Raw genomic sequence first — 14,077 nt, 5'->3', positions numbered from 1 at the left:
TGCGGAGACAGGACAATGAAACTCGAATTCTCAGTTTATCGTTATAACCCGGATATCGATGATGCTCCGCATATGCAGGATTACACCCTGGAAGCGGAAGAAGGTCGCGATATGATGCTGCTGGATGCGTTAATCCAGCTGAAAGAAAAAGATCCGACACTGTCGTTTCGTCGTTCCTGTCGTGAAGGGGTCTGTGGGTCCGACGGTCTGAACATGAACGGCAAAAATGGCCTGGCATGCATCACGCCGATTTCGGCGCTCAATCGCCCGGGTCAGAAAATTGTCATCCGTCCTCTGCCAGGGCTGCCGGTAGTTCGCGATTTGGTGGTAGACATGGGGCAATTCTATGCACAATATGAGAAGATTAAGCCTTACTTGTTGAATAATGAGAAGAATCCACCGGCTCGCGAGCATTTACAGTCGCCAGAGCAGCGTGAAAAACTCGATGGTCTGTACGAGTGTATTCTTTGTGCATGTTGTTCAACGTCTTGTCCGTCGTTCTGGTGGAACCCGGACAAGTTCATCGGCCCGGCGGGTCTGCTGGCAGCGTATCGTTTCCTGATCGACAGCCGCGATACCGAAACCGACAGCCGTCTGGAAGGGTTAAGCGATGCTTTCAGCGTATTCCGCTGCCATAGCATCATGAACTGCGTCAGTGTGTGTCCTAAGGGGCTGAACCCGACGCGCGCTATCGGCCATATTAAGTCGATGCTGCTGCAACGCAGTGCGTAAGTCATGTTATTGCCCGGTGGCGCTACGCTTACCGGGCAAACAGGAAACCTCTAAAAACTGCCCCTGAACATGTTTTTGACAGTTTTTAAAGGTTCCTTCGCGAGCCAGCATAAGACAAGAGCTCGCAAGTGAACCCCGGCACATGCACCTGGTGTATGTGGTAGTTTCTACGGCGAAATAAGCATTAAATGCTTAAGGGATCACGATGCAGAACGGCGCAATGAAAGCCTGGCTGGACTCTTCTTACCTCTCTGGTGCCAACCAGAGCTGGATAGAACAGCTCTATGAAGACTTCTTAACCGATCCTGACTCTGTTGACGCTAACTGGCGTTCTATGTTCCAGCAACTGCCTGGCACTGGAGTCAAACCCGATCAATTTCATTCCAAAACACGTGATTATTTCCGTCGTCTGGCGAAGGATGCCTCACGTTATACTTCCTCGATTTCCGACCCTGACACCAATGTGAAGCAGGTCAAAGTCCTGCAGCTCATCAACGCCTATCGCTTCCGTGGTCACCAGCATGCGAATCTCGATCCGCTGGGACTGTGGAAACAGGATCGTGTTGCGGATTTAGATCCGTCATACCACGATCTGACCGAGGCTGATTTCCAGGAAAGCTTTAACGTAGGTTCTTTTGCCATCGGTAAAGATACGATGCAGCTCGGCGACCTGATTGAGGCGCTGAAGCAAACCTACTGCGGCTCCATCGGCGCGGAATATATGCACATTACCTCCACGGAAGAAAAACGCTGGATCCAACAGCGCATTGAATCCGTGGTCGGTCATGCCTCCTTCTCGGCGGAAGAGAAAAAACGTTTCCTGAGCGAACTGACCGCCGCCGAAGGGCTGGAGCGCTATCTGGGCGCCAAGTTCCCGGGCGCGAAACGTTTCTCCCTCGAAGGGGGCGATGCCCTTATCCCGATGCTCAAAGAGCTCATTCGCCACGCTGGCAACAGCGGCACCCGTGAAGTGGTGCTGGGCATGGCGCACCGTGGTCGTCTGAACGTCCTGATTAACGTGCTGGGTAAAAAGCCGCAGGATCTGTTCGACGAATTCGCGGGTAAACATAAAGAACACCTCGGCACCGGCGACGTGAAGTACCACATGGGCTTCTCTTCCGATTTCGAAACCAAAGGCGGCCTGGTTCACCTGGCGCTGGCGTTTAACCCGTCGCACCTTGAAATCGTCAGCCCGGTGGTTATCGGTTCTGTCCGTGCGCGTCTTGACCGCCTCGACAATCCGAGCAGCAACATGGTGCTGCCTATCACCATTCACGGTGACGCGGCAGTGACCGGTCAGGGCGTGGTTCAGGAAACCCTGAACATGTCGAAAGCGCGCGGTTATGAAGTGGGCGGTACCGTGCGTATCGTCATTAACAACCAGGTGGGCTTCACCACCTCTAACCCGCTGGATGCGCGTTCCACGCCGTACTGCACCGACATCGGTAAAATGGTTCAGGCGCCGATTTTCCATGTGAACGCGGATGACCCGGAAGCGGTGGCGTTCGTGACCCGTGTGGCGCTGGACTTCCGTAACACCTTTAAACGCGATGTGTTCATCGATCTGGTGTGCTACCGCCGTCACGGCCATAACGAAGCTGACGAGCCGAGCGCAACCCAGCCGCTGATGTACCAGAAAATCAAAAAACACCCGACGCCGCGTAAGATTTACGCCGACAAGCTGGAACAGGACAAGGTGACGACGCTGGAAGATGCGACCGAGTTGGTCAATCTGTACCGCGACGCGCTGGATGCGGGTGAATGTGTGGTTGAAGAGTGGCGCCCGATGAACATGCACTCTTTCACCTGGTCGCCGTACCTCAACCACGAGTGGGATGAGAGCTACCCGAACAAGGTGGAAATGAAGCGCGTGCAGGAACTGGCTAAGCGCATCAGCACCGTACCGGACGCGATTGAAATGCAGTCCCGCGTGGCGAAAATCTACAGTGACCGTCAGGCGATGGCCGCCGGTGAGAAACTGTTCGACTGGGGCGGCGCGGAAAACCTGGCGTACGCTACACTGGTTGACGAAGGCGTTTCTGTGCGTTTGTCCGGGGAAGACACCGGTCGCGGCACCTTCTTCCACCGCCATGCGGTGATCCACAACCAGGCCAACGGCTCAACCTACACCCCGCTGCAGCATGTGCATAACGGGCAGGGCGAGTTCAAAGTCTGGGACTCCGTGCTTTCTGAAGAGGCGGTGCTGGCGTTTGAATACGGTTATGCGACCGCGGAACCGCGCACCCTGACCATCTGGGAAGCGCAGTTTGGTGACTTCGCCAACGGCGCGCAGGTGGTTATCGACCAGTTCATCAGCTCCGGCGAACAGAAATGGGGCCGCATGTGTGGTCTGGTGATGCTGCTGCCGCACGGCTATGAAGGGCAGGGTCCGGAACACTCATCGGCGCGTCTGGAACGTTATTTGCAGCTCTGCGCAGAGCAGAACATGCAGGTGTGCGTCCCGTCGACCCCGGCGCAGGTTTACCACATGCTGCGTCGTCAGGCGCTGCGCGGTATGCGTCGTCCGCTGGTGGTGATGTCGCCGAAATCGCTGCTGCGTCACCCGCTGGCCGTGTCGTCGCTGGATGAACTGGCAAACGGTACTTTCCAGCCGGCGATTGGTGAAATTGACGAGCTGGATCCGAAAGCCGTTAAGCGTGTGGTGATGTGCTCTGGTAAGGTTTATTACGACCTGCTGGAACAGCGCCGCAAAAATGATCAGAAAGATGTCGCTATTGTGCGTATCGAACAGCTCTATCCGTTCCCGCATCAGGCGATGCAGGACGCGCTGAAACCATATGCTCACGTACATGATTTTGTCTGGTGCCAGGAAGAGCCGCTCAACCAGGGCGCCTGGTACTGCAGCCAGCATCATTTCCGTGAAGTGATTCCGTTTGGGTCCGCTCTGCGTTATGCAGGTCGCCCGGCCTCCGCCTCTCCGGCGGTAGGGTATATGTCCGTTCACCAGAAACAACAGCAAGATCTGGTTAATGACGCGCTGAACGTCGATTAATTAAAGGATAAATAATGAGTAGCGTAGATATTCTTGTTCCCGACCTGCCTGAATCCGTTGCAGACGCGACCGTTGCGACCTGGCATAAAAAACCAGGTGATGCGGTAACCCGTGATGAAGTGCTGGTAGAAATCGAAACTGACAAAGTGGTACTGGAAGTACCGGCGTCGACGGACGGCATTCTGGATGCAGTGCTGGAAGACGAAGGCACCACCGTTACCTCTCGTCAAATCCTCGGTCGCCTGCGTGAAGGCAACAGCTCTGGTAAAGAGTCTGGTGCCAAATCCGATGCGAAAGAGTCTACTCCGGCGCAGCGCCAGCAGGCGTCTCTGGAAGAGCAAAACAACGATGCGCTGAGCCCGGCGATCCGTCGCCTGCTGGCTGAGCACAGCCTCGACGCCAGCGCCATTAAAGGCACTGGTGTGGGCGGTCGTATCACCCGTGAAGATGTGGAAAAACATCTGGCGAAAACGCCGGCGAAAGCCGAAAGCAAAGCAGCGCCTGCTGCCGCGGCACCTGCGGCGCAGCCTGCGCTGGGTTCCCGCAGCGAAAAACGCGTCCCGATGACCCGTCTGCGTAAGCGCGTGGCTGAGCGTCTGCTGGAAGCGAAAAACTCCACCGCCATGCTGACGACTTTCAACGAAGTCAACATGAAGCCGATTATGGATCTGCGTAAGCAGTACGGCGAAGCGTTCGAAAAACGTCACGGCATCCGTCTGGGCTTTATGTCCTTCTACGTGAAAGCGGTGGTTGAAGCCCTGAAACGCTTCCCGGAAGTGAATGCGTCTATTGATGGCGATGATGTGGTTTATCACAACTATTTCGACGTCAGCATGGCGGTTTCCACGCCGCGCGGCCTGGTGACCCCGGTTCTGCGTGACGTTGATCTGCTGGGTATGGCTGACATCGAGAAAAACATCAAAGAGCTGGCGGTGAAAGGCCGTGACGGCAAACTGACCGTTGACGATCTGACGGGCGGTAACTTCACCATCACCAACGGCGGCGTTTTTGGCTCGCTGATGTCCACGCCGATCATCAACCCACCGCAGAGCGCGATTCTGGGTATGCACGCCATTAAAGATCGCCCGATGGCGGTGAATGGTCAGGTCGTGATTCAGCCAATGATGTATCTGGCGCTGTCCTACGATCATCGTCTGATCGACGGTCGCGAGTCTGTAGGCTTCCTGGTCGCGATTAAAGAGCTGCTGGAAGATCCGACTCGTCTGCTGCTGGACGTGTAGTCGTCATAGTCAAAAGCATCACCTGCCCTGTAGGCCGGGTAAGCGGAGCGTCACCCGGCGCAACAGCGACCGGACTACAGGCTTAATGATAACCATTACTAAGAATGGATAGAACGCATGAACTTACATGAATATCAGGCAAAACAACTGTTTGCCCGCTATGGTTTACCTGCGCCAGTGGGCTATGCCTGTACCACGCCGCGTGAAGCTGAAGAAGCCGCCTCTAAAATTGGTGCGGGTCCGTGGGTTGTGAAATGTCAGGTTCACGCTGGTGGCCGCGGTAAAGCGGGCGGTGTGAAAGTCGTTAAGAGCAAAGAAGAAATTCGCGCGTTTGCTGAGCACTGGCTGGGCAAACGCCTGGTGACTTATCAAACAGACGCTAACGGCCAGCCGGTCAACCAGATCCTGGTTGAAGCAGCGACCGATATCGATAAAGAACTGTATCTGGGCGCGGTAGTTGACCGTAGCTCTCGCCGTGTGGTCTTCATGGCTTCTACCGAAGGCGGCGTGGAAATCGAAAAAGTGGCGGAAGAAACCCCGCACCTGATCCACAAAGTGGCGCTCGATCCGCTGGCCGGCCCGATGCCGTATCAGGGACGCGAGCTGGCGTTCAAACTGGGTCTGGAAGGCAAACAGGTTCAGCAGTTCACCAAAATTTTCATGGGCCTGGCGACTATTTTCCTCGAGCGCGACCTGGCGCTGATCGAAATCAACCCGCTGGTGATCACGAAGCAGGGCGATTTGATCTGCCTCGACGGCAAACTGGGCGCTGACGGCAACGCACTGTTCCGCCAGTCTGAACTGCGTGAAATGCGCGACCAGTCTCAGGAAGATCCGCGTGAAGCGCAGGCGGCACAGTGGGAACTGAACTACGTGGCGCTTGATGGCAACATCGGCTGCATGGTTAACGGCGCGGGCCTGGCAATGGGCACCATGGACATCGTTAAACTGCACGGCGGCGAACCAGCAAACTTCCTCGACGTGGGCGGCGGCGCGACCAAAGAGCGCGTAACCGAAGCATTCAAAATCATCCTCTCCGATGACAATGTTAAAGCGGTACTGGTTAACATCTTCGGCGGCATCGTGCGTTGCGACCTGATCGCAGACGGCATCATGGGTGCGGTAGAAGAAGTTGGTGTTAACGTTCCGGTGGTTGTGCGTCTGGAAGGTAACAACGCCGAACTGGGCGCGAAGAAACTGGCTGACAGCGGCCTGAATATTATTGCAGCGAAAAGTCTGACCGATGCCGCTCAGCAGGTAGTTGCCGCAGTGGAGGGGAAATAATGTCCATTTTAATCGATAAAAACACCAAGGTTATCTGCCAGGGCTTCACCGGCAGCCAGGGGACGTTCCACTCTGAACAGGCGATTGCCTACGGTACGCAAATGGTTGGCGGCGTAACGCCAGGCAAAGGCGGCACCACGCATCTGGGCCTGCCGGTGTTTAATACCGTGCGTGAAGCGGTAGAAGCAACTGGCGCGACCGCGACGGTTATCTACGTACCGGCACCGTTCTGCAAAGACTCCATTCTGGAAGCTATCGACGCTGGCATCAAACTGATTATCACCATTACCGAAGGCATCCCGACACTGGATATGCTGACCGTGAAAGTGAAGCTGGATGAAGCGGGCGTGCGCATGATTGGCCCGAACTGCCCGGGTGTTATCACGCCGGGTCAGTGCAAAATCGGCATCATGCCGGGTCACATTCACCAGCCAGGCAAAGTGGGCATCGTTTCCCGTTCCGGTACGCTGACCTATGAAGCGGTTAAGCAGACCACCGATTACGGTTTCGGCCAGTCCACCTGTGTGGGCATCGGCGGTGACCCGATCCCGGGCTCTAACTTCATCGACATCCTGAAGATGTTCCAGGAAGACCCGCAGACGGAAGCGATCGTGATGATCGGTGAAATCGGCGGCAGCGCAGAAGAAGAAGCGGCGGCGTACATTAAAGATCACGTGACCAAACCGGTCGTGGGTTACATCGCAGGTGTTACCGCGCCGAAAGGCAAGCGTATGGGTCACGCTGGCGCCATCATCGCCGGTGGTAAAGGCACGGCAGACGAGAAATTCGCGGCTCTTGAAGCAGCGGGTGTGAAAACCGTTCGCAGCCTGGCCGACATCGGCGAAGCGCTGCAGACCATCATTAAGTAATTAATCCTCTCTGCTCCCCGGCGCAGGGGAGCTTTAATGTCCGATTTCGACATGGTTGGCCGCTGAGAAGCGGCCTTTTTTATATCTCGATACTCATACCCGTGGACAGCATAAATTCAGGCAAACCATCGCCTATTAGTACAACTTAATTGTAAATTCAGAAATCATAAGTTATCACGCCGCGCAGCAGAGTATTATTCTTCCGGGAATTAACATTAGTCCCGACTATACAAATACAATATTAATTCTGAGTGATAATTTTATGAGGAGTTATATGAAAGGGAAATATTGGTTGATTTTCCTGCTTGCATCGTTCTGGAGCGGGCAAAGCTGGGCTTATATGGTGAGCTATGATTCAGAGCCGCAAAACTGTGTGCGGGATATCCAATCGGCGGATACTGCAAATACGTCAATAAGAAACTCATTTACGCTAAACTCATCGTTGTTGCGCGCGCTTGGTGACGGTCAGTACCTGATGCTGGATAACCCAGACTATGGGAATAACTTTTCGGGTGTTTCAGACACAAAGTCATTTATGAAAACGTGCAGTAATTTAGGGCAACCCCAGTCTCAAATCACGGTGCGTTATCTGCCCGAGAAGGGCAACTCGCTAATTGCCATCAATGAGAATTCCGTCGTTAACCTTTATAATCTCGGGAGTAAGGGAATTGATGACGATAAAGGTGGATTATTAGTGCGCAGCTCAGTTCAGGGGCTTTTTTTTATGCTGACGGAAAGAACAAATAATTCGTATCCTCCGATCAGCGTGGTTCATAAGGACGACTGGAAAGACGTTTACATTCAGGGCGGCGTTATGATCCCCGTAGTGAATAATCAGTTTCGTGGCATTCCGACAGGTACCGTCGTGTCAACGACGCCATCACAATTTACAATAAATGTCAGCGATGCGAGTGAAACGGGCTCTTCTGCGGCGACTCAGTCAATAATATATAATTTTTACCCGGAGCCAATGAATGTTGCCATTACCGCTTCCTGTGCGTACTCATTGTCAGATAACGGTGTGGTTGATTTTGGCTCTGTCGCTTCGGGAGAGGTGACTGGTAGCACTGGCGATCGTAATAGCGCCCGTCAGGTAAAACAACTGACGCTGAACATGGATAATTGTTACGGAGTCAATAAGGTAAAAACGACGGTCACGGCAACTAACAACACGCCAGTGCTGGAAAACGGACTGGTGCTGGGCAACAACGAGACTTCCGGTTCACAGCATGTGGGTGTCGCGATACGTGTTAACCCGCAGTACAGAAACAAGGATGGTTCCAATGATAACGCCGGTAAGGATCTCTACTTCAATTCGAGCAATTCCTTGACCTGGACTTTCGGCAACACCACTACCGTCAATGCGATGAGCAAAAACATCACACTCGATGTTTACCTGCTACCGTCCGGTGGCGCGGTGACCCCCGGCGCTTACCACGGCACCGCCACCATCATGATGGATTTTGTATGAAATCACACCCGTGCTCACCACAGCCACGCCATGCGTGGCTCTTTTTTTTGTGATAATTAGGCCGTGGTGTTAATCAGGACACTCATAAAGATAAAAATAATGTGAATCCGTTAACATTAATTATTTTCTGAACAGGGCAGAGCAAGGGGGCACGACATTAAACAATAATCTTTTCTGAAATATATTCTTTGCCTCTCCGTAACGACGAATCTCTTATCCGCTACATACTCTTAACAATAAACATACGTGATTTACTGATGCTAAACACCATTAACAAAATCCATGCGAATTGATATAAATCAATGTTTAAAGATTGGAAAATTTCCTGAAAATGGGTAAATTGTCGCAGATCAATCTGGTGGAAATATGGTGTTCAAGCTATAAATTGATCAATGTCGAAAAACGTAAATTTTTTACTGTAAAAACCTGTTTATTGTGAGGGTTTTGCGGCGTAATATAATTACGGATCAAATTGGTTTTTTTATTAACGTGTTTGTAACCTTTAATGATTGTCGTTTCCTCTTGCAGGAACTCAGCAACGACGTTGGATACAAATTAATTGTATTGGGGCATGTGTGTGAACCGCTCAGACGGGTTCATTCTCGGAGTCTTCATGCGATGAGCAAGGAGTCAAGATGTTAGATATAGTCGAACTGTCGCGCTTACAGTTTGCCTTGACCGCGATGTACCACTTCCTGTTTGTGCCACTGACGCTCGGTATGGCGTTCCTGCTGGCCATCATGGAAACCGTGTATGTCCTTTCCGGCAAACAGATTTATAAAGATATGACTAAGTTCTGGGGCAAGTTGTTTGGGATCAACTTCGCTCTGGGTGTTGCCACCGGTTTGACCATGGAGTTCCAGTTCGGAACGAACTGGTCTTATTATTCTCACTACGTGGGCGATATCTTCGGTGCGCCGCTGGCCATTGAAGGTCTGATGGCGTTCTTCCTCGAATCCACCTTTGTAGGTCTGTTCTTCTTTGGTTGGGACCGTCTGGGCAAAGTCCAGCATATGGCGGTAACCTGGCTGGTTGCGCTGGGTTCTAACCTCTCCGCGTTGTGGATCCTTGTCGCGAACGGTTGGATGCAAAACCCGATCGCCTCGGATTTCAACTTCGAAACCATGCGTATGGAAATGGTGAGCTTCTCTGAGCTGGTGCTGAACCCGGTTGCTCAGGTGAAGTTTGTTCACACCGTGGCATCAGGTTATGTCACCGGGGCGATGTTCATCCTCGGTATCAGCGCCTGGTATATGCTGAAAGGTCGTGACTTCGCCTTCGCCAAGCGTTCCTTTGCCATTGCAGCCAGCTTCGGTATGGCGGCGGTCCTGTCCGTTATTGTGCTGGGTGATGAATCCGGCTACGAAATGGGCGACGTACAAAAAACCAAACTCGCCGCTATTGAAGCTGAATGGGAAACACAGCCTGCACCAGCAGCCTTTACACTGTTCGGTATTCCCGATCAGGACGCACAGCAAAACCGTTTCGCGATTCAAATTCCTTATGCATTGGGGATCATCGCGACCCGTTCCGTGGATACACCCGTTGTCGGTCTGAAAGACCTGATGGTGCAGCATGAAAACCGTATCCGTAACGGGATGACCGCTTACAAACTGCTGGAAGAGCTGCGCGCGGGTTCCACCGATCAGGCGGTCCGCGATCAGTTCAACAGCGTGAAAAAAGATTTGGGCTATGGCCTGTTGCTCAAGCGCTATACAGAGAACGTAGCGGATGCGACGGATGCGCAAATCAAGCAGGCGACGAAAGATTCCATTCCTCGCGTGGCGCCGCTGTACTTCGCCTTCCGTATCATGGTGGCGTGTGGCTTCCTGTTGCTGATCATCATTGCCGCGTCCTTCTGGGCCGTTATTCGTAACCGCATTGGTGATAAGAAATGGGTCCTTCGCGCCGCATTCTATGGTATTCCGCTGCCGTGGATTGCCGTAGAAGCGGGCTGGTTCGTCGCCGAGTATGGCCGTCAACCGTGGGCTATCGGTGAAGTGTTGCCGACGGCAGTGGCGAACTCGTCGCTGACCGCAGGCGATATTCTCTTCTCGATGATCCTGATCTGCGGCTTGTATACCCTGTTCCTGGTGGCTGAACTTTATCTGATGTTTAAGTTCGCGCGCCTTGGCCCAAGCAGCCTGAAAACCGGTCGCTATCACTATGAGCAGTCGCTTTCGACGACTCAGCCGGCACGCTAAGACAGGAGTCATCAAATGATCGATTATGAAGTATTACGTTTTATCTGGTGGCTGCTGGTCGGTGTACTGCTGATTGGCTTTGCCGTCACGGACGGTTTCGACATGGGGGTGGGCATGCTCACCCGTATCCTCGGTCGTAATGACACCGAGCGTCGAATCATGATCAACTCAATCGCTCCGCACTGGGACGGTAACCAGGTGTGGCTGATCACCGCCGGTGGCGCGTTGTTTGCGGCCTGGCCGATGGTCTATGCCGCAGCGTTTTCTGGCTTCTATGTGGCGATGATCCTGGTCCTGGCGTCCTTGTTCTTCCGTCCGGTCGGTTTCGACTACCGCTCGAAGATTGAAGACAACCGCTGGCGTAACATGTGGGACTGGGGCATCTTCCTCGGCAGCTTCGTGCCGCCGCTGGTGATTGGCGTGGCGTTCGGCAACCTGTTGCAGGGTGTACCGTTCAACGTGGACGAGTATCTGCGCCTTTATTACACCGGTAATTTCTTCCAGTTGCTGAACCCGTTTGGCCTGCTGGCAGGGATTGTCAGCGTTGCAATGATCCTGACGCAGGGCGCGACCTATCTGCAAATGCGCACCGTTGGCGAATTGCATCTGCGTACTAAAGCGACCGCACAGGTCACTGCGCTGGTCACGTTAGTCTGCTTCGCGCTGGCAGGTGTCTGGGTGGTTTACGGTATTGACGGCTATGTGGTTAAATCCGTCATCGACCATTCCGCAGCCTCTAACCCGCTGACGAAAGAAGTGGCGCGTGAAGCGGGTGCGTGGATGGTGAACTTTAACAGCGCGCCTGTCCTGTGGCTGATTCCGGCTCTGGGTGTGGTATTGCCGCTGCTGACCATTCTGACTGCGCGGATGGACAGAAGCGCCTGGGCGTTCCTGTTCTCGTCGCTGACGCTGGCCTGCATTATTCTGACTGCCGGTGTGGCGATGTTCCCGTTCGTGATGCCGTCCAGCACGATGATGAACGCCAGTCTGACCATGTGGGATGCAACCTCCAGCCATATCACGCTGAACCTGATGACCTACGTTGCGATCATCTTCGTTCCGATTGTTCTGGCTTACACCATCTGGTGTTACTGGAAGATGTTTGGTCGCATCACCAAAGAACATATCGAAAGCAACACCCACTCTCTGTACTAAGTAAGGAGCAAATTATGTGGTACTTTGCATGGATTCTGGGGACGCTTCTGGCTTGTGCCTTTGGGGTGGTCACCGCGTTGGCTCTGGAGCATGTTGAATCCGGACAAGAAGATCATTAATGAAAAGTGTTATCGCAATGTTATATGCGGTAATGGACAAGGGCCCGTTAAGGGCCCTTTCCTTACTGATGGCGCTGGTGCTGGCGGGCTGCATGTTCTGGGACCCGACACGCTTTGCAGCGAAAACCAGCGCGCTTTCCATCTGGCAGGGTTTACTGCTGATGTGGGCGGTGTGTGCAGGGGTTATCCACGGCGTCGGTTTCCGTCCGAAAGCCCTTCACTGGCAGGGCATTTTCTGCCCGCTGATCGCCGATCTGCTCTTGCTCGCCGGGCTGATTTTCTTCTTCGCCTGATTAAGAATCCTCCGCAATCTTTTATGGGCTGACGCAGGCCCATAAAAATTTACTCTCCGTTTACTTACACCCATTCCAAAGCACGTTTGCCGCGCGTATAGTAGCGAAGTTTAAATGTTCTAAACTTTTTTGCATTACCGGGATGTAAAGTGAATACAACGCTATTTCGATGGCCGGTACGTGTCTATTACGAAGACACCGATGCCGGTGGTATGGTTTACCATGCCAGCTACGTCGCTTTTTATGAGCGAGCACGCACCGAGATGCTGCGCCACCATCACTTTAGCCAGCAGGTGCTGTTGGCCGAGCGCGTAGCTTTCGTGGTACGCAAAATGACGCTGGAGTATTTTGCGCCCGCCCGACTCGACGACATGCTCGAAGTCCAAACGGAAATAACATCGATGCGCGGAACCTCACTGGTTTTCACGCAGCGGATCGTCAACGCGGAGAATCAACTGCTTAACCAGGCAGAAGTTTTGATTGTCTGTGTTGATCCTCTCTTAATGAAGCCTCGTGCGCTTCCCAAGTCTATTGTCGCGGAGTTTAAGCAGTGACTGACATGAACATCCTTGATTTGTTCCTGAAGGCTAGCCTTCTGGTTAAACTTATCATGTTGATTTTGATTGGTTTTTCAATCGCCTCGTGGGCTATTATTATTCAGCGTACCCGCATTCTGAATGCGGCAGGGCGTGAGGCCGAAGCGTTTGAAGACAAATTCTGGTCTGGTATTGAGCTTTCTCGCCTGTATCAGGAAAGTCAGGGGCGTCGCGATAACCTGACCGGCTCCGAACAAATTTTCTACAGCGGTTTCAAAGAGTTTGCCCGGCTGCATCGTGCTAACAGCCATGCGCCAGAGGCTATCGTGGAAGGGGCGTCGCGTGCGATGCGTATCTCCATGAACCGTGAACTGGAAACGCTGGAATCCCATATCCCGTTCCTCGGCACTGTCGGCTCCATCAGCCCGTACATCGGTCTGTTTGGTACCGTGTGGGGGATCATGCACGCCTTTATCGCGCTCGGCGCGGTGAAACAGGCCACGCTGCAAATGGTTGCGCCGGGTATCGCAGAAGCGCTGATTGCTACCGCAATCGGTCTGTTTGCCGCCATTCCTGCGGTCATGGCGTATAACCGCCTGAATCAGCGCGTCAACAAACTGGAATTGAACTACGACAACTTTATGGAAGAGTTCACCGCGATTCTGCATCGTCAGGCGTTTACCAGCAGCGAGAGCAACAAGGGGTAAGCCATGGCCAGAGCACGTGGACGCGGACGTCGCGAACTGAAGTCCGAAATTAATATTGTTCCGCTGCTGGATGTGTTGTTGGTGCTGCTGCTGATCTTCATGGCGACTGCGCCAATCATCACGCAGAGCGTGGAAGTGGATCTGCCTGATGCGACGGATTCGCAAACGGTCAGCACCAATGACGATCCCCCGGTTATCGTTGAGGTTTCTGGCGTGGGTCAGTACAGCGTGAACGTTGGCCAGGAAAAGATGCCGCAATTGCCGCCGGAGCAGGTTGTTGCTGAAGCGCAGCGTCGTCTTGAGGCGAATCCGAAAACGGTCTTCTTAATCGGTGGCGCAAAAGATGTGCCATATGATGAAATTATTAAAGCGCTGAACCTGTTACATAGCGCCGGTGTGAAGTCGGTCGGTTTAATGACCCAACCGATTTAACCGGTGAAACAGGTACAAAGT

13 protein-coding genes are annotated in these 14,077 nt (G+C 53.3%); all 13 read left to right on the top strand.

From position 1 onward, the window contains the following. Nucleotides 1–15: 15 nt before the first annotated feature. The gene (gene sdhB, locus QMG90_RS14795; protein WP_054179929.1) at nucleotides 16–732 is read left to right on the top strand and encodes a succinate dehydrogenase iron-sulfur subunit SdhB; all 717 of its coding nucleotides are present in this window, start codon (nucleotides 16–18) and stop codon (nucleotides 730–732) included. A gap of 205 nt (nucleotides 733–937) precedes the next feature. Beyond that, the gene (sucA, locus tag QMG90_RS14790) at nucleotides 938–3,745 is read left to right on the top strand and encodes a 2-oxoglutarate dehydrogenase E1 component (RefSeq protein ID WP_283280379.1); all 2,808 of its coding nucleotides are present in this window, start codon (nucleotides 938–940) and stop codon (nucleotides 3,743–3,745) included. Nucleotides 3,746–3,759: 14 nt separating this feature from the next. Beyond that, nucleotides 3,760–4,986 carry a 2-oxoglutarate dehydrogenase complex dihydrolipoyllysine-residue succinyltransferase gene (gene odhB, locus QMG90_RS14785; RefSeq protein WP_283280377.1) on the top strand — a complete coding sequence of 409 codons (1,227 nt, stop codon included), beginning with the start codon at nucleotides 3,760–3,762 and terminating at the stop codon, nucleotides 4,984–4,986. Between the two features lie 117 nt (nucleotides 4,987–5,103). Further along, nucleotides 5,104–6,270 carry an ADP-forming succinate--CoA ligase subunit beta gene (sucC, locus tag QMG90_RS14780; RefSeq protein ID WP_054179932.1) on the top strand — a complete coding sequence of 389 codons (1,167 nt, stop codon included), beginning with the start codon at nucleotides 5,104–5,106 and terminating at the stop codon, nucleotides 6,268–6,270. Next, nucleotides 6,270–7,139: a succinate--CoA ligase subunit alpha gene (gene sucD / locus QMG90_RS14775; RefSeq protein ID WP_054179933.1), complete on the top strand. Its 870-nt coding sequence runs from the start codon at nucleotides 6,270–6,272 to the stop codon at nucleotides 7,137–7,139. Before sucC ends, sucD begins: the two co-directional genes overlap by 1 nt. A gap of 274 nt (nucleotides 7,140–7,413) precedes the next feature. Beyond that, on the top strand, nucleotides 7,414–8,610 hold the full coding sequence (locus tag QMG90_RS14770; protein ID WP_283280373.1) for a fimbrial protein: 1,197 nt from the start codon (nucleotides 7,414–7,416) through the stop codon (nucleotides 8,608–8,610). Between the two features lie 635 nt (nucleotides 8,611–9,245). Next, nucleotides 9,246–10,814 carry a cytochrome ubiquinol oxidase subunit I gene (cydA, locus tag QMG90_RS14765; protein WP_038159686.1) on the top strand — a complete coding sequence of 523 codons (1,569 nt, stop codon included), beginning with the start codon at nucleotides 9,246–9,248 and terminating at the stop codon, nucleotides 10,812–10,814. Nucleotides 10,815–10,829: 15 nt separating this feature from the next. Then, the gene (cydB, locus tag QMG90_RS14760) at nucleotides 10,830–11,969 is read left to right on the top strand and encodes a cytochrome d ubiquinol oxidase subunit II (RefSeq protein ID WP_283280371.1); all 1,140 of its coding nucleotides are present in this window, start codon (nucleotides 10,830–10,832) and stop codon (nucleotides 11,967–11,969) included. Nucleotides 11,970–11,983: 14 nt separating this feature from the next. Next, nucleotides 11,984–12,088: a cytochrome bd-I oxidase subunit CydX gene (gene cydX, locus QMG90_RS14755; protein ID WP_072012006.1), complete on the top strand. Its 105-nt coding sequence runs from the start codon at nucleotides 11,984–11,986 to the stop codon at nucleotides 12,086–12,088. Further along, nucleotides 12,088–12,381 (top strand): cyd operon protein YbgE, encoded by a 294-nt coding sequence (gene ybgE, locus QMG90_RS14750; RefSeq protein ID WP_283280370.1) that lies wholly within the window; start codon nucleotides 12,088–12,090, stop codon nucleotides 12,379–12,381. Before cydX ends, ybgE begins: the two co-directional genes overlap by 1 nt. 149 nt (nucleotides 12,382–12,530) lie before the next feature. After that, entirely contained in the window at nucleotides 12,531–12,935 is a 405-nt protein-coding gene (gene ybgC / locus QMG90_RS14745; protein ID WP_049847132.1) for a tol-pal system-associated acyl-CoA thioesterase, read from the top strand. Further along, the gene (gene tolQ / locus QMG90_RS14740; RefSeq protein WP_124965809.1) at nucleotides 12,932–13,624 is read left to right on the top strand and encodes a Tol-Pal system protein TolQ; all 693 of its coding nucleotides are present in this window, start codon (nucleotides 12,932–12,934) and stop codon (nucleotides 13,622–13,624) included. Before ybgC ends, tolQ begins: the two co-directional genes overlap by 4 nt. 3 nt (nucleotides 13,625–13,627) lie before the next feature. Continuing rightward, the gene (gene tolR / locus QMG90_RS14735) at nucleotides 13,628–14,056 is read left to right on the top strand and encodes a colicin uptake protein TolR (protein ID WP_038159699.1); all 429 of its coding nucleotides are present in this window, start codon (nucleotides 13,628–13,630) and stop codon (nucleotides 14,054–14,056) included. The last annotated feature ends 21 nt before the right edge of the window (nucleotides 14,057–14,077 follow it).

This window comes from Trabulsiella odontotermitis (genome assembly GCF_030053895.1).
Lineage (GTDB): Bacteria > Pseudomonadota > Gammaproteobacteria > Enterobacterales > Enterobacteriaceae > Trabulsiella > Trabulsiella odontotermitis_C.
This window is presented reverse-complemented; position numbering and strand designations above follow the sequence as displayed.

Bases quoted from the DNA above. Each gene is read 5' to 3' on its own strand.
- odhB (WP_283280377.1), top strand. From the start codon at position 3,760: ATGAGTAGCGTAGATATTCTTGTTCCCGACCTGCCTGAATCCGTTGCA.
- cydX (WP_072012006.1), top strand. From the start codon at position 11,984: ATGTGGTACTTTGCATGGATTCTGGGGACGCTTCTGGCTTGTGCCTTT.
- sdhB (WP_054179929.1), top strand. From the start codon at position 16: ATGAAACTCGAATTCTCAGTTTATCGTTATAACCCGGATATCGATGAT.
- sucD (WP_054179933.1), top strand. From the start codon at position 6,270: ATGTCCATTTTAATCGATAAAAACACCAAGGTTATCTGCCAGGGCTTC.
- sucC (WP_054179932.1), top strand. From the start codon at position 5,104: ATGAACTTACATGAATATCAGGCAAAACAACTGTTTGCCCGCTATGGT.
- tolR (WP_038159699.1), top strand. From the start codon at position 13,628: ATGGCCAGAGCACGTGGACGCGGACGTCGCGAACTGAAGTCCGAAATT.
- ybgE (WP_283280370.1), top strand. From the start codon at position 12,088: ATGAAAAGTGTTATCGCAATGTTATATGCGGTAATGGACAAGGGCCCG.
- sucA (WP_283280379.1), top strand. From the start codon at position 938: ATGCAGAACGGCGCAATGAAAGCCTGGCTGGACTCTTCTTACCTCTCT.
- QMG90_RS14770 (WP_283280373.1), top strand. From the start codon at position 7,414: ATGAAAGGGAAATATTGGTTGATTTTCCTGCTTGCATCGTTCTGGAGC.
- cydA (WP_038159686.1), top strand. From the start codon at position 9,246: ATGTTAGATATAGTCGAACTGTCGCGCTTACAGTTTGCCTTGACCGCG.
- cydB (WP_283280371.1), top strand. From the start codon at position 10,830: ATGATCGATTATGAAGTATTACGTTTTATCTGGTGGCTGCTGGTCGGT.